Source organism: Ralstonia sp. UNC404CL21Col (assembly GCF_000620465.1).
Classification (GTDB): Bacteria; Pseudomonadota; Gammaproteobacteria; order Burkholderiales; family Burkholderiaceae; genus Ralstonia; species Ralstonia flatus.
Genome location: NZ_JIBE01000003.1, coordinates 782603 through 797358, shown reverse-complemented (window position 1 = coordinate 797358; position 14756 = coordinate 782603). Strand labels below are relative to the sequence as shown.

General features: G+C 63.1%; 12 protein-coding genes. 6 read left to right on the top strand and 6 right to left on the bottom strand.

Going from position 1 to position 14756, the window contains the following annotated elements:
* Window positions 1–81 precede the first annotated feature (81 nt).
* Window positions 82–363, bottom strand: a complete 282-nt coding sequence (locus tag N511_RS0103810) for an antibiotic biosynthesis monooxygenase family protein (RefSeq protein WP_037026419.1) — start codon at window positions 361–363, stop codon at window positions 82–84.
* A gap of 256 nt (window positions 364–619) precedes the next feature.
* On the opposite strand from N511_RS0103810, the gene N511_RS0103805 reads away from it, so the two are divergent.
* Window positions 620–1669: an AI-2E family transporter gene (locus tag N511_RS0103805; protein WP_027678074.1), complete on the top strand. Its 1050-nt coding sequence runs from the start codon at window positions 620–622 to the stop codon at window positions 1667–1669.
* Between the two features lie 30 nt (window positions 1670–1699).
* Here N511_RS0103805 and N511_RS0103800 read toward each other — a convergent pair whose 3' ends face one another.
* Window positions 1700–2944, bottom strand: coding sequence for a saccharopine dehydrogenase family protein (locus tag N511_RS0103800; RefSeq protein WP_027678073.1), 1245 nt, complete (start codon window positions 2942–2944; stop codon window positions 1700–1702).
* A gap of 33 nt (window positions 2945–2977) precedes the next feature.
* Window positions 2978–3889, bottom strand: coding sequence for a hypothetical protein (locus N511_RS0103795; RefSeq protein ID WP_027678072.1), 912 nt, complete (start codon window positions 3887–3889; stop codon window positions 2978–2980).
* A 176-nt stretch (window positions 3890–4065) separates the two neighbouring features.
* Here N511_RS0103795 and N511_RS0103790 point away from each other — a divergent pair, with 176 nt between their 5' ends.
* From N511_RS0103790 to N511_RS0103775, 4 genes are all read left to right on the top strand, one after another.
* Complete coding sequence (locus N511_RS0103790) at window positions 4066–4998, top strand: SDR family oxidoreductase (protein ID WP_027678071.1); 933 nt, start codon at window positions 4066–4068, stop codon at window positions 4996–4998.
* 290 nt (window positions 4999–5288) lie between these two features.
* Complete coding sequence (locus N511_RS0103785) at window positions 5289–6875, top strand: isocitrate lyase (protein ID WP_027678070.1); 1587 nt, start codon at window positions 5289–5291, stop codon at window positions 6873–6875.
* Between the two features lie 286 nt (window positions 6876–7161).
* Entirely contained in the window at window positions 7162–8457 is a 1296-nt protein-coding gene (locus N511_RS0103780; protein WP_027678069.1) for an MFS transporter, read from the top strand.
* 69 nt (window positions 8458–8526) lie between these two features.
* Window positions 8527–9309 carry a substrate-binding domain-containing protein gene (locus N511_RS0103775; protein WP_027678068.1) on the top strand — a complete coding sequence of 261 codons (783 nt, stop codon included), beginning with the start codon at window positions 8527–8529 and terminating at the stop codon, window positions 9307–9309.
* A 48-nt stretch (window positions 9310–9357) separates the two neighbouring features.
* Here N511_RS0103775 and N511_RS0103770 read toward each other — a convergent pair whose 3' ends face one another.
* Window positions 9358–10275 carry a LysR family transcriptional regulator gene (locus tag N511_RS0103770; protein ID WP_027678067.1) on the bottom strand — a complete coding sequence of 306 codons (918 nt, stop codon included), beginning with the start codon at window positions 10273–10275 and terminating at the stop codon, window positions 9358–9360.
* A 560-nt stretch (window positions 10276–10835) separates the two neighbouring features.
* On the opposite strand from N511_RS0103770, the gene N511_RS0103765 reads away from it, so the two are divergent.
* Window positions 10836–12098 carry a hypothetical protein gene (locus N511_RS0103765; protein ID WP_051530823.1) on the top strand — a complete coding sequence of 421 codons (1263 nt, stop codon included), beginning with the start codon at window positions 10836–10838 and terminating at the stop codon, window positions 12096–12098.
* A gap of 24 nt (window positions 12099–12122) precedes the next feature.
* Here the strand turns inward: N511_RS0103765 and N511_RS0103760 are convergent, their stop codons facing one another.
* A complete protein-coding gene (locus N511_RS0103760) occupies window positions 12123–13625 on the bottom strand; it encodes a GGDEF domain-containing protein (RefSeq protein WP_051530848.1) in 1503 nt (500 codons plus the stop codon).
* Window positions 13626–13870: 245 nt separating this feature from the next.
* Window positions 13871–14734: an SDR family oxidoreductase gene (locus N511_RS0103755; RefSeq protein WP_027678064.1), complete on the bottom strand. Its 864-nt coding sequence runs from the start codon at window positions 14732–14734 to the stop codon at window positions 13871–13873.
* Between the last annotated feature and the right edge of the window lie 22 nt (window positions 14735–14756).

Here is a 14756-nt window from a genome sequence, read left to right as displayed (position 1 = left end):
GGCATGGGCGGAATGGGGATGCGCTCGGCGAGCGCAGCGCATCCCGCGCGCCGGTTGAGACTCGATGATCTTTGGGGGCGATTACTTGACGGCCACCTCGGAGTGCACGACTTCCGGCGCCTTGGCAAAGAACGGCCCCACCAGCTTGCGCCATTCCTGGAAGTCGTCGGATTCGCGAAAATCGACCATGTGGTCTTCCACGGTGTTCCAGCGCACCAGCAGCACGTAGCTGGTGTCTCGCTCGACGATGTGGTGCAGCTCGGCGCCGTGGCAGCCCTTGGCGCGCGCAAACAGCGGCAGGGCTTGCTGGACAGCGGCTTCAAACTCGCGCTGCTTGCCGGCGAGAATGTCGATGTGGGCCATTTCGAATACCACGTTGTGCTCCGGTTCGGTTGGATGGGTGAGCAGACTATAGCCGGCAATCGGTTTCGCCATCACCTGGCCTGCATTGGGGTTGTTTGACGCGCGGGCGCCCACGTTCGGTTGGCTTCCAAACGTCTGTCTGCCCGCCTGCGGCCCCTATGACAACAGCGGCCGGGGCGGGCATACTCGGATTTCATTGCCTTGGCCCGGATCCTGCTCGGGCTCTTCAGACGTCACCTTCAAGCGAAAGCAATCCATGGATAGCGGAAACGGCCACCAGAAATTCTTCTCCCTCTTGCTGTTTGTCGTCACGCTCGGGCTCTGCTGGATCCTCTCGCCGTTCTTTGGCGCGGTGTTCTGGGGTGTCATCCTGGCGATCCTGTTTCAGCCCGTGCAGCGCGCGCTCGTCGCCCGGATGGGCAAGCGGCGCAACCTGGCCGCGCTCGCCACGCTCACGCTGATCATCCTCATCGTGATCCTGCCCGTGATCTTTGTGGCGGCGACCATCGTGCAGGAAATTGGCGTCGCCTATCAGGAGGTCCAGAGCGCGCAGCCGAACTACTCCAGATACCTGTCCGAAGCGGTGCATGCGTTGCCGACGTGGGTGCAGCAGCTGCTTGCCAAAGCGGGCCTGACGAACATTGCCGGCATCCAGAAAAAGCTCGCCGACGGCGCTGCGCAGATCAGCCAGTTTGCCGCCACGAAGGCGCTGAGCATCGGGCAGAACACGTTCCAGTTCGTGGTGGGTTTTGGCGTGATGCTGTACATGGTGTTCTTCCTGCTGCGCGATGGCACGGAGATCGGCCGCCGCGTGCGCCGCGCGCTGCCGATGGACGAAGAGCACAAGCGCCTGCTGCTGAGCAAGTTCACGACCGTCGTGCGCGCCACCGTCAAAGGCAACATTGCCGTGGCGCTGGTGCAGGGCGCGCTCGGCGGGCTGATCTTCTGGATCCTTGGCATTGACGGCGTGGTGCTGTGGGGCGCGCTGATGGCGTTCCTGTCGCTGCTGCCGGCGATTGGCGCGAGCCTCGTGTGGATTCCGGTCGCGGTCTACTTTCTGATGGTGGGGGCGATCTGGAAATGCGTGATCCTCGTCGCGTTCTGCGGCGGCGTGATCGGCCTGGTCGACAACCTGCTGCGCCCGCTGCTGGTCGGCAAGGACACCAAGATGCCCGACTGGGTCGTGTTGATCTCCACCCTGGGCGGAATGGAGCTGTTCGGCATCACCGGCTTCGTGATCGGGCCGCTGGTCGCCGCATTGTTCATGGCCAGCTGGGACATCTTTGCGCGCGGGCAGAACGAATGAGGCTTCGGCCGGATGGGCGGCGCGTCCCGCTCATATGCGCTCGAACCGCAAACCTGCGTGGCGCGTCAGGCGCTCGATGAAGCGTTCGTCGAACATGGTGGCCGGCGTCCAGAAGCCGCCTGGTCGCCCCGTCTTGATGCCGTCCTTCACGTGGTCCAGCGCGAGGCTCGCAGCGGCCTGACCGAGCATCTTGCCGGTCGAGCCATAGCCCGGGTCGCGATCGCCTGTCACCTTCACGCGCAAGGTGTTGCCTTCATCGGTTCGGCCGAACAGCCGCAGGTCGTAGCGGCCAGCCAATTGCGCCGCCGGCGTGGGGCCCTCGCCGGGTTTGGGCAACAAAAAGCGCTGCATCACGATGCGAGCGGGCTTGATGACAATGCCCAGCATGAATGCACCCAGGCCGGCCACCATCGTCACGGCTTTCATGCGGCCGCTCAGGCCGTGCCCGGTAATCACCGCTTCGTCATAGAGGAAACGATTGCCGTAGGCGTTGCCGGACAAGGCGTTGGAGCGGTGCACCACGCGCTCGTTGATGGCCGCCATGACAAACGGCGCAATCCACGCATCGAAATCGGCATCGAACGCCGCGCCCCGGACAGAGCGCTGGCGCGCCGTGAAGCCGTGGCCCTTGGGGCAGAGCGCGTAGGGATCGGCCAGCTCCTTGCGCAAGGCGGCGTCGGCTGCGGCTTCCTGCACGACGTTGATCAGGCTGGCGATCGTGCCGCCCGATGCGCCGCCCTTTAGCGTCTTGACGCGCAACTTCACCTGCGTGGCCGGCGTCCCCCATTGCTGCATGGCGTGTTGCTGCAGGAAGTAGACGCCCATGTCTGACGGCACGGAGTCGAACCCGCAGCAATGCACGATGCGCGCGCCGGACTGCTGCGCCGTCGCTTCATATTTGCCGATCATGCGCTTGATCCACTGCGTCTCGCCGGTGAGGTCGCAGTAGTCCGTCCCGCTCTCGGCGCAGACCTTGATCAACGGCTCGCCATATAGGGCATAGGGGCCGACCGTGGAGACCACCACCCGCGTCTGCGCACACAGGGCCTGCAACTGCGCTTCGTTGGCGGCATCTGCCACGATGATCGGCACGGACCCGCCCGCCGCACCCAGCGAACGTTTGAGCTCCTGGAGCTTCGCTTCGGATCGTCCGGCGATGGCCCAGCGCAGCGTTTCCGCATCCCCCGAAAAGTGTTCGGCCAGGTAGCGGGCCAGGATCTGACCGACAAAGCTGGTAGCGCCAAAGACGACGACGTCATAGTCCGGAGCGGGCATGGAGTTTTCCTTTTTCTTTGGGCGGATGAGGGCTCACCGCTCAGCATCGCCGAACCCTTTCAGCGGCGTGGGCAGATGCAGCACCAGTTGCGCGTCTTTCACCACGTCCAGGCGAACAATAGTGGAAGGGCCCAGCCCGTCAAGCAACTGGCTCAATGGGCCGCCATGGCGCACCAGCTTGACGTTGCGCGGAAGCAGGCGTTGAGCGAACGACAAGGTGTTGCTCTGCACCGAACTTTGATGCCATGCGCCATCGACCTTGTTGATCATGGTCGTCGTTCCCATACGGGACTGTGGCGCAACGTTCCGCAAAGCAGGAAGCGGCGCATGCAAGGTCAGGTCGGGCTGCCTTCCGGGCGCGCCGGCGCTGGCGCTCACCGCTGCGCCGATGTTCACGTTGATGTCCGCAAGCCACTTGGGCAGCTGATAGCCGTGCACACCGCGCACGCGCGCGATTTCCGTGGTGACGGGCAGCGCCAACACGTGGGCGAAGAAGCTGCGGCGGCGTATGGCATCCAGCAGTTCCAGCGCATGCGGCCCACGTGCGCTGGGCCGGCGAATCACCACGGCGACGGACACCTCGTCATACGGGTCGTTGTCGCACACCGCATATGAGAAAAAGGTGAGGGCGACCAAGCCGTAGCCCGGGAGTGCACGCAGCGGCTCCAGCGGCTGGGGCAATGTCGCCCGCAAGCGCGCGAGCGGCGCGAGAAACAACAACTGAATGCTGCTCGAGCGGTAATAAAAATTGGGCGCCCAGGTGGGGCCGACTCTCGACGCGACCAGGTGCTTGGGAATCCGGCGGAAGAAATCGATGTTTCCCGCGGCGGGGTCTTGTGCCACTTCATCCAGGTTCGGATTCATCCGGTAACGGTCGTAGTAGCCGCCCGCCAGCACGTCGACCTTGTGCGGTCCGAATTCGACCTGGGTAAATCGCGTCTCCATGTTCATAACCTTTCCGATGCGTTGACCTTGCGGCCGGTAGCGAAAACTCTAAGGTTGAACTTGACTTGAAGGTCAAGCGCTCATCGGCGAGCCAAGAAGACGCTTGACGTTAAAGCTCACTTCAAAGTTAGGCTCCTGTCGATCAACAGAAGAGGCAACTCAGAAAGGTGGACCGGATGCAGACGATATTGGGAGCGAATGGCCAGATCGCGATGGAGCTGGCGCGTGAACTACAGCGCAATTACACGGGCGACGTGCGACTCGTGAGCCGCAATCCGCGCAAGGTGAACGACACCGACAGCGTGGTGTCCGCCAATCTGCTCGACGCTAAGCAGACCGCAGCGGCGGTCAAGGGAAGCCACGTGGTGTATTTCACCGCCGGCCTGCCGCCAGACACGCAACTCTGGGAAGCGCAATTTCCCGTCATGCTCGAGAACGCCCTTGATGCCTGCCGCGCCGAGGGCGCCAAGTTTGCCTACTTCGACAACACCTATATGTATCCGCAAGACGCCCGGCTGCAGACCGAGGCCACGCCGTTTGCGCCGGTGGGGCGCAAGGGCAGGGTGCGCGCGGCGATGGCGTCCATGGTGCAGGACGAAATGGCGCGCGGCGAGATTCCCGTGTTGATTGGTCGGGCACCCGAGTTCTATGGCCCGGGGAAGACGCAAAGCTTCACCAACGCGCTGGTCATCGAACGCCTGGAAGCCGGCGAGAAACCCCGCGTGCCGGTGCGCGACGACACGCGCCGTACCCTCATCTGGACACCCGACGCGAGCCGCGCGCTGGCAGCGCTTGGCAACGCGCCCGATGCGTTCGGCCAGACCTGGCATCTGCCATGCGATGACGATCGGCCGACGTACAAGCAGTTTGTCGCCCTGGCCAGCGAGGTGTTTGGCCGGGAGGCGTCTTACACGGTCATCGGCAAATGGGCCATGACCGCCGCGGGGCTCTTTTCAAAGCCGGTGCGCGAAATCCGCGAGCTGCTGCCGCGCTACGAGCAGGACAACCTGTTCGACTCCGCCAAGTTCAAGCGTCGGTTTCCCGAGTTCAACGTGACGACGTATCGGGAAGGGCTGGAGCGGATCCGGCAGGAGTGGGTGGGCGATTAGGAAGTGCGGAGGGCGTTGCGCCGATCGCTGAAAGCGCGTTCCACATTACGAAATCCACGCGGAATTTTCCCCGCGCGCGCTTCCCGTTTGCTGAAAAACCATTCCGCATCGCAAAATAAGTGGTCTATCTCATTGATAAATAAAGAAAAACTAACTCTTATGTCTTATATAAGACCTTGCTGCGACGCGTCAAAGCCGACCTACAATAAATCCATGCTGCTCGCTTCGAAATCCGTAGCTGCACACGCAACCGATTCTTCTCAAACGCGCTTTATTTCCAGGAAATTGACATGGCCCAGTATCAAGACGACATCAAGGCAGTTGCCGGTCTGAAAGAAACCCACGGCAGCGCATGGAATGCGATCAACCCCGAGTACGCGGCCCGCATGCGTGCCCAGAACAAGTTCAAGACGGGTCTGGACATCGCCAAGTACACCGCCAAGATCATGCGTGCCGACATGGCCGCCTACGACGCCGATCCGTCGAAGTACACGCAGTCGCTCGGTTGCTGGCACGGCTTCATTGGCCAGCAGAAGATGATCTCCATCAAGAAGCACTTCAAGAGCACCGAACGCCGCTACCTGTACCTGTCGGGCTGGATGGTCGCTGCGCTGCGCTCGGAGTTCGGCCCGCTGCCGGACCAATCGATGCACGAGAAGACTTCGGTCAGCGCGCTGATCCGCGAGCTGTACACCTTCCTGCGTCAGGCCGATGCCCGTGAACTGGGCGGCCTGTTCCGCGAGCTGGACGCCGCCAAGGACGCCGCTGCCAAGGCCGCCATCCAGGAAAAGATCGACAACCACGTCACGCACGTCGTGCCCATCATTGCCGACATCGACGCTGGTTTCGGCAACGCAGAAGCCACGTACCTGCTGGCCAAGCAGTTCATCGAAGCGGGCGCCTGCTGCATCCAGATCGAAAACCAGGTGTCGGACGAGAAGCAGTGCGGCCACCAGGATGGCAAGGTCACCGTGCCGCACGAGGACTTCCTCGCCAAGATCCGCGCGATCCGCTACGCGTTCCTGGAGCTGGGCGTGGACGACGGCATCATCGTGGCCCGTACCGATTCGCTGGGCGCCGGCCTGACCAAGCAGATCGCCGTGACGAACACGCCGGGCGACCTGGGCGACCAGTACAACTCGTTCCTCGACTGCGAAGAGCTGTCGGCCGACCAACTCGGCAACGGTGACGTCGTCATCAAGCGCGACGGCAAGCTGCTGCGTCCGAAGCGCCTGCCGAGCAACCTGTTCCAGTTCCGCGCCGGCACGGGCGAAGCGCGTTGCGTGCTCGACTGCATCACCTCGCTGCAGAACGGTGCCGACCTGCTGTGGATCGAAACCGAAAAGCCGCACATCGGCCAGATCGGCGGCATGGTCAAGGAAATCCGCAAGGTCATCCCGAACGCCAAGCTGGTGTACAACAACAGCCCGTCGTTCAACTGGACGCTGAACTTCCGCCAGCAGGTGTATGACGCGATGAAGGAAGCGGGCAAGGACGTGTCGGCTTACGAGCGCGGCCAGCTGATGAGCGCCGAGTACGACGACAGCGAACTGGCGAAGCTCGCCGACGAGAAGATCCGCACGTTCCAGGCCGATGCATCGCGCGAAGCCGGCATCTTCCATCACCTGATCACGCTGCCGACGTACCACACCGCCGCGCTGTCGACCGACAACCTGGCCAAGGAATACTTCGGCGACCAGGGCATGCTCGGCTACGTGGCTGGCGTGCAGCGCAAGGAAATCCGCCAAGGCATCGCCTGCGTCAAGCACCAGAACATGTCGGGCTCGGACATCGGCGACGACCACAAGGAATACTTCAGCGGCGAAGCAGCGCTGAAGGCGGCAGGTAAAGACAACACCATGAACCAGTTCCACTGATTCACGGCCAAGGTCCTACCCAAAGCACAACGCCAACCCATTGCGGGTTGGCGTTTTTTTTTGCAATTCCGACGCAATGGTTTGCTTGAACTTGTCGTTTCGCCTACACCGCCGCCCGATGAGGCGGCGATAACGGGCCGATTCGGGGCGGAAAGTATTGATAACCAAAGCACATCAATTCTTCCGAAAATTGCACTTCTCGTATACCGGTCTCCCGGCCAACATTGCCAGACGACAAAACGCCGTTCAACGGCGTATTCTTTTTTGGCTTCCAGGAGACACCTCGATGCACCCCCCGTCCAGCCTGTCGACCGGGCAATCCAAGGCCGCTGCGGTCTTCCGCGTGACCGCCGGGAATTTCCTGGAGCAGTTCGACTTCTTCCTGTTCGGCTTCTACGCCACGCAGATCGCCAACGTCTTTTTTCCGACCGAAAGCGAGTTCGGCTCGCTGATGATGACGTTCGCAGTTTTTGGCGCCGGCTTTCTGATGCGGCCGCTGGGCGCGATCGTGCTCGGCGCCTACATTGACGACGTTGGCCGCCGCAAGGGGCTCATCGTCACGCTGTCCATCATGGCAAGCGGGACGGTGCTGATCGCGTTCGTTCCCGGCTACGCCACGATTGGTCTCTTGGCGCCGGCGCTCGTGTTGCTCGGGCGTCTCCTGCAGGGCTTCTCGGCTGGTGCGGAGCTGGGCGGCGTATCGGTCTATCTGGCCGAGATGGCCACGCCGGGCCGCAAGGGCTTTTTCACGAGCTGGCAGTCCGCCAGCCAGCAGGTCGCCATCGTCGTGGCGGCAGGTCTCGGTTTCGCGCTGAACCAATGGCTCAGTGCACCGGCCATCGCCGCATGGGGATGGCGTGTGCCGTTCTTCGTCGGTTGCATGATCGTGCCGTTCATCTTCGTGCTGCGCCGCAATCTTGAAGAAACGCAGGAGTTCAAGGCGCGCAAGCATCGTCCGAGCATGAAGGAGGTGTTCGGCACGCTGCTGCAAAACTGGGGCGTCGTGCTCGCCGGGATGATGCTGGTGGCAATGACCACGACGAGCTTCTACCTCATCACCGTCTACGCGCCGACGTTCGGCAAAACCGTCTTGCATCTGAGTACGGCCGACAGCCTGCTCGTGACGCTGTGCGTTGGGGTGTCGAACTTCGTGTGGCTGCCGATTGGCGGTGCGCTTTCCGACAGGATCGGCCGTCGACCCCTGCTGATCGGCATGACGATGCTGACCATCGCCACGGCATACCCGGCGCTTTCGTTCCTCGCGCACGCGCCCAGCTTCATGAACATGCTGCTTGTGCTGCTGTGGCTGTCGTTCATGTACGGCCTCTACAACGGCGCGATGGTCGTTGCGCTTACGGAAGTGATGCCCGTGCAGGTGCGCGTTGCCGGGTTCTCGCTCGCCTACAGCCTCGCCACGGCAGTGTTCGGCGGCTTTACACCGGCCATCTCGACAGCGGCCATCCATATGACCGGCGACAAGGCCGCTCCCGGCTACTGGATGAGCCTTGCCGCCACGTGCGCACTCCTGGCAACGTTGACGCTCTATCGCCGCCGTGCAGTGACGCTGGCGCCGGCGCATTGACGCCCAGCGCATCCCGCATCCTGCGTTCCGCATATTCATAAACACGTACGACCTGGCATGAGCCTCACCATGAAGACTCTGTTTCGGAACCTGTGCGCAGCCGCGCTCGTCGCAACCTCGTCGGTGGCAGCCACCGTCCACGCTGCTGAACTGCACGTCATGAGTTCCGGTGGCTTTACGGCCGCCTATAAGCTGCTTGGGCCCAAGTTCGCCGCGCAGACGGGCAACACGCTCGACACTGCACTCGGCCCGTCGATGGGCAAGTCGCCCGAAGCCATACCGAATCGGCTCGCACGCGGCGAACCTGCCGATGCCGTGATCATGGTCGGCTACGCACTCGACGATCTGATCAAGCAAGGCAAGGTCATCCCGGATTCGCGCGTGGAACTGGCCGACTCGCGCATCGGCATGGTGGTGCGCGAAGGTGCAGCCAAGCCCGATATCAGCTCACCCGAGGCCCTCAAGCAAGTGCTGCTGCATGCCAAGTCGATCGCTTACTCGGACAGCGCAAGCGGCGTCTATATCGAGCGCGAGCTGTTCAAGAAGCTGGGCATTGAAGAGCAGGTCAAGGCAAAGGCGAAGATGATTCCGCGTATTCCGGTGGCGTCGGTGGTGGCGACGGGCGACTACGAAGTCGGCTTCCAGCAAGTGAGCGAACTGCTGCCGGTGCCGGGGGCAACCTTCGTCGGAAAGATTCCCGAGTCGCTGCAGTCGGTGACGCGCTTTGCTGCGGGCATCCCCGTTGGTGCACAGCATCCGAAGGAAGCCAAGGCGCTTCTTGACTATCTCGCTTCGCCCGCCGTGCAGGCGGACGTGAAATCGACCGGGCTGGATTCTGTGCCGGCGCATTGAGATGGCGCGCCCGCGCGGCGCGTCAAGCCAAGCGCGTTTGTTTGTTCTTCATGCATCGCCTGTCGTCACGCCGCCGCGCTTCGCTTCAATGATCATCTGGTGAAACGCTTCTGCGGCGGGCGTCAATGCCCGGCCGCGCCGCTTCACGATGCCCACGCGCCGTTTCACGACAGGCTCCACCAGCGGCACGCTTGTCAGGATCGGATGGTCATGCCCCGGCATGGCCATCGACGGCACCGCAGCCACACCCAGCCCCGCTTCAACCAACCCGAGCATGGTCGTGACGTGCCGCGTCTCACAGACGCTTGGCGCACGCGGTGCCACGGCCGACAGCGCCTGATCGAGCAGCAGCCGGTTGCCGGAGGTCTTGTCCACTGACACGTATTCGTGTTCGTAAAGCTCGTTCCACGTCACGCGCTTCTTCCGGGCGAGCGGATGATCGCGCCGGCAGGCGGCAACAAATCGCTCCTGCAGCAGCATCTTGAATTCGATCTCCGGCTCCTGGCTGCCCATGAAGCTCAGGCCAAAGTCTGCTTCGCCGCTGATGACGGCCCCCAGTACTTCGTTCGCGCTCGCATCCACCAGCTTGACCCGAATGCGCGGAAAGCGGCGGTGATAGCGCGCAATCAGGTTCGGCAGAAAGTAGTAGGCCACCGACGGCACACACGCGATGGTCACTTGCCCCAGGCGGCTCGATGAAACGTCACGAATGCCGAGCAGGGCGACGTCGAGATCGTCGAGCAGTTGTTCAGCACTGCGGGCGAACACGCGGCCGACGGTGGTGAGCGTGACGCTGCGTGTGGTGCGCTCAAACAGGGGCACGCCGAGCGCGCTTTCGAGCTTGTCGATCCGACGGCTCAACGCGGGCTGGGAAATGCTGATCGCCTCGGCGGCCTTGCGGAAGTTGCCCAACTCCACCACCGCGCGAAACGCCTGCAAGTCCGTCAAATCGAAATTGATGCCCACCGGCGAGCCTCCACATCCCAGATGCGCAGCATTTTGCGCGATTTATCACGGGGGTGACACGTCTCCAGCAGCACGCGGCAGGGGTTGCCCAGTTGAATGCTGTGCACCCACACAGGGCGCAGAGTCCAAGAGGCCGCGTGCGACAGCGCTCAAGCGCTTTATCAAAAAAGCTCATCAAACCCGCCAATGCGTTGAAATGCGCCGACGCTTCGTGTCACATGTCGCACCAAGGCATGTCACCCCTCTTTCGTAGGGGGTGTGGCACGGTTCGTGCAGCCTTGCACACGGTTTGACGACAACAAAAAAGTTGGGAGGGTGTATGCGCAACAAGCAGGTGTCCGGGGCACCGCTGTTGGAAGAGGCTTGCCAGCTGGGGAGCATGGTCAACGTCTCGCACCGATGCTTCGAAGCGCGAAGGCCCTGTCGAAGACTCCACATCTATCGCGGCGCATTCAGCGCTGCACAGATGGCGTCGCGCACGGCGAATTGAATGCCGCGGGCTCGATGGAGGGCCCAGCAACCAGATACCAGATGCATCTCTTCTTTCAAGGATTTCTTTGATGATCGTGTTTTCTCAACGATGGATTGCCGTCGCAGCGATTGCGTTTGCGCTGGCGGGCTGTGGTGGCGGATCCGATAGCACGCAGGCCAGCAGCACCAGCGGTGGCACGGGGACGCAAGGGGGCACCAACGGGGGGACCAACGGAGGCACGCCCGGCGGTCAGACTGGTGGGAACGGCGGTGGAGGCACCGGCGGCAGTACATCGACCCTGTCGGCCAGCGCCGCGCTCGTCCAGAAATTGGGCAAGCCTTCGCGTGTGCTCGTCGGCCTGGGTTCGGGCCAATCGATTTCGGATATGCAGAGCCAGGGCATTCGGCCTGACATCATCGACGTCTACCTCGTGGGGGCCGGGCCGGGTTCGTGGCTCTACTGGAACAGCCCTGACGGCGCGTACATCACGTATGCCGCGCAAGCTGCCCAGACCTATGGCGCCACCCCGATGTTCACCTTCTACCAGATGGCGCAGAACGGTGACGGCAACCTGAGCGGCATCACCGATGCGACGTTCATGAACACGTACTGGAGCCAGGCGCGATTGATGTATCAACGCATTGCTGCGTTGAATGCGCCCGTGCTGATCAATCTGGAGCCCGACTTCTGGGGCTACGTGTGGGCGCAGGCCCCGAGCCATGATCCAACGCAGATGGCGGCGGTGGTGAACAGCCAGCCGGAATGCAGCAGCCTGCCCAACACGGCCGCCGGCATCGGGCAGTGCCTGGTGCAGATGGCCCGCCAGATTGCACCCAAGGCGCTGATCGGATTCCCGCCCGCGTTCTGGTCGGGATCGCCGACTGCGGTTGCGGGGGAAATGCGCGCTGCGGCCGCGCACCAGGCTGACTTCATCGTCGCCCAGACCAGCGACCGTGACGCCGGCTGCCTGGAAGCTGCCGCCGTGTCGGAGTGCACGGGCCGCGGCGGTACGTTCTACTGGGATGAGAACAACGTCAACACGCCCAATTTCCATCAGTCGCAAACCAGTTACCTGGACTATCGGACTGCGTTGGGGAATGGGCTGCCCATTCTGTGGTGGCAGACGCCGCTGGGCGTGCCGTCCAGCACGCCGGGCGGCACCAATCAGCACTACCGCGACAACCGCGTCGACTACATGCTGCGCAACACGCAGGAATACGGCACCGGCCATACCTTTGCCATCGTCTTTGGCTCGGGCGGCACGTACCAGACGACGATCAACACCGATGGCGGCCAGTTCGCGCGGCTGCTCGGTCTGTATCTCGGCGGGGGCGGCGCCACCCTGCAATAACCGGCGGGCGGTGCTGATGCGAGGCTAGGCAGCCGTGGCGTAGTCAACGCGGTTGCGGCCTTTGCGCTTGGCCTCGTAGAGCGCATCGTCCGCAGCCTTGGTCAATGCGGTCAGCGACGGGAAGCTCGAGCGCCGCGCGGTCGCGCAACCGACGCTCACGGTGAAAGGGGCCAGGCCTGTGTTGCCCACGGACGCGCCTGTGCCTTCCACTTCGGCACGGATGGCTTCGGCGATCCGCGTGGCGCCCGCCTCGCCCGTATCGGGCAACAGCACCACGAATTCTTCTCCGCCATATCGGGCCGCGAGATCGCCGCGTCGTCGCGCATGCTTGGAGATGCACTGGGCGAGGTACTGGAGCGCGATGTCGCCCTGAGCATGGCCGTGCTCGTCGTTATAGCGTTTGAAGTGATCGGCATCGACAAAGAGCACGGAGAGCCGACTGTCATTGCGTTGCAGGCGATCCCACTCGTTTTCCAGCGCGACATCCAGGGCGCGCCTGTTCTTCAGGCCGGTGAGCGGATCGGTTTGCGTAAGCTCGCGCAGGTGGGCTTCCGCCATCACGCGGCCCCGCAGCGCAAAAGCCAGGAGCCAGACACCAGCGCAGAACGCAAGACTCACCGACAGCGACGACAGCCCGACGATCCATGACAGCCGCCGCCAGGCTGCAAGCGCATCGCTCATGGCCGGCGCGACCACGGCGATGAACGGTGTGCCCGGCACGCGCTGGAACGTATAGAGGCGGAGCACGCCGTCGCTGGCCGACGGCGCCACATAAAAGCCGGACTCCTGGTTGACCATGCGCGGGAACGTCAGCGATTTGTTGAAATTGAGCGCGCGGGCTGCGCTGGGCGGCGGATTTCTCGCCACCAGCGTTCCGTCGGTGCGGACGATGGCCGTGACGCCGCGCGGCCCGACATCGAGCTTTTCAAGAAGCTGCCGGAAGTAGTCGAGGTCGATCGCCACCAGCGCGGTGCCGGCAAACGTGCCATCCCGTCGGTTCATCCTTCGGCTCAGGGCGATGGCCTCCACCCCTGCGCGTGACCGGGCCTTGTAGACGGCGGACACGTAGAGGCCAACGTTTGCGTGGTCGCGATGGACGATGAAGTAGTCGCGGTCGCTGAAATCCCACCGGTGCGTGAGGGAGCAGCAACCGTCGACGAGCTGGCCCTTGTCGTCGGTCACGCCCATGCCCGTGACATACCGGGCAGAGGCCGTCGGGCTGAACAGCAGATCGTGCCGGACGCCCGGATCGAGGTTGCGGATGCCGGGTTTGTCGAGCGCGGCGATCAGCGTCTGCAGCGATTGATCTGCCGATTCAACGGTGCGCGAGATGTGGCTGGCCAGAACGGCAGCGACGTTCTTCGAGGTGTCGTGTGCGTGCTCGATGGCCGTTTCACGGTTGGCCCACAGGGTCAGCACACTGATTGCCAGGACAATGAATGTCAGCAACGTTCCGAGTGCACCAACGATCAAGGGATGGTGGCCTGCCGATGTGGCCAGCCGTTGGGCAAGGGGGCGAAGGGACATGTCGTGGTCTTGGGCGACGACAAACCGCAACGCTGCCGGTTCGACGGGGCATCGTACGGTCGATCTTATGGACGGTATTGATAGGTGTAGGGCACGCCGTCACCGCTGGTTATCGGCACAAGACAGCAAAACTGCAGTCCAGCGAGCGGTTTCTGTTGCAAGCCCCGCCCGCCGGACACAAGCCCGGAGGCGGGGGGCATCCGCCGCTTCGCCAGTCGGCCTCGGCCCGCCCGTACCCGCGCGGCTCAGCTTGCGAGCGCCGCTGCGAAATCGCGATACGAGCGCAGCGGGCGGCCCAGGAGGGCGGTCAGACGCTCGACATCGCCCGCCTGCGGAACCATGCCGTCGCTGACATACCGTTCGGCCATCAGGCGCATCTCATAAGCCATCCATTTGGGCAGGAAGTTCGTCAGGTTGTGCTCGAATCCGGTCGGGTCGTCGCCGCCGTAGGCCACGGGGCGGCCGAGTGTTTCTGACCAGATCGAGGCCAGCTCGGGGCCCGTCAGCGTATCGGGGCCCACGAGGTTGATGGTCTCGATCGGCAGCTTGCCAGGCGCCGCATCGCGGCGGATCAACTCGATGGCCGCGACTTCCGCGATGTCGCGCGTGTCGACCATCGCAACGCCCTTGCTGCCGATCGGCATCGGGTAGACGCCATGGTTGACGATGACGTCCTTGACCATGTGTTCGTTGTCCATGAAGTAGGCCGGACGCAGGATGGTGGCGCTGAAGCCCATCTGCTCGATCATGCGTTCCGCGCCGGACTTCACTGCAAAGTGCGGCACGTTTACGAAGCGCTCGGCGTGCATGACCGACAGATAGACGACGCGCTCAACGCCGGATTCGCGCGCCACGTTCAGCGCAAGCAAGGCCTGCGTGAATTCGTCGCCTGCGACCGCATTGAGCAGGAACAGGGTCCGGACACCGACAAAGGCACGCCGCAGCGAGTCCAGATCCAGCATGTCGCCCTGCACGACGTTCACGCTGGCCGGGAAGTCGGCTTTTGCAGGGTCGCGAACCAGCGCGCGCACGTCCGCACCGCGGTTGGCAAGTTGATGGACGACTTGGCGGCCGACGCGGCCGGTAGCACCAGTAACGAGGATGGTCATGATGTTCACTCCTTGAGTGGGT

Coding starts and splice junctions, on each gene's coding strand:
- N511_RS0103805 (WP_027678074.1), top strand. CDS start 620: ATGGATAGCGGAAACGGCCACCAGAAATTCTTCTCCCTCTTGCTGTTT.
- N511_RS0103765 (WP_051530823.1), top strand. CDS start 10,836: ATGATCGTGTTTTCTCAACGATGGATTGCCGTCGCAGCGATTGCGTTT.
- N511_RS0103810 (WP_037026419.1), bottom strand. CDS start 363: ATGGCCCACATCGACATTCTCGCCGGCAAGCAGCGCGAGTTTGAAGCC.
- N511_RS0103760 (WP_051530848.1), bottom strand. CDS start 13,625: ATGTCCCTTCGCCCCCTTGCCCAACGGCTGGCCACATCGGCAGGCCAC.
- N511_RS0103800 (WP_027678073.1), bottom strand. CDS start 2,944: ATGCCCGCTCCGGACTATGACGTCGTCGTCTTTGGCGCTACCAGCTTT.
- N511_RS0103780 (WP_027678069.1), top strand. CDS start 7,162: ATGCACCCCCCGTCCAGCCTGTCGACCGGGCAATCCAAGGCCGCTGCG.
- N511_RS0103785 (WP_027678070.1), top strand. CDS start 5,289: ATGGCCCAGTATCAAGACGACATCAAGGCAGTTGCCGGTCTGAAAGAA.
- N511_RS0103790 (WP_027678071.1), top strand. CDS start 4,066: ATGCAGACGATATTGGGAGCGAATGGCCAGATCGCGATGGAGCTGGCG.
- N511_RS0103755 (WP_027678064.1), bottom strand. CDS start 14,734: ATGACCATCCTCGTTACTGGTGCTACCGGCCGCGTCGGCCGCCAAGTC.
- N511_RS0103775 (WP_027678068.1), top strand. CDS start 8,527: ATGAAGACTCTGTTTCGGAACCTGTGCGCAGCCGCGCTCGTCGCAACC.
- N511_RS0103795 (WP_027678072.1), bottom strand. CDS start 3,889: ATGGAGACGCGATTTACCCAGGTCGAATTCGGACCGCACAAGGTCGAC.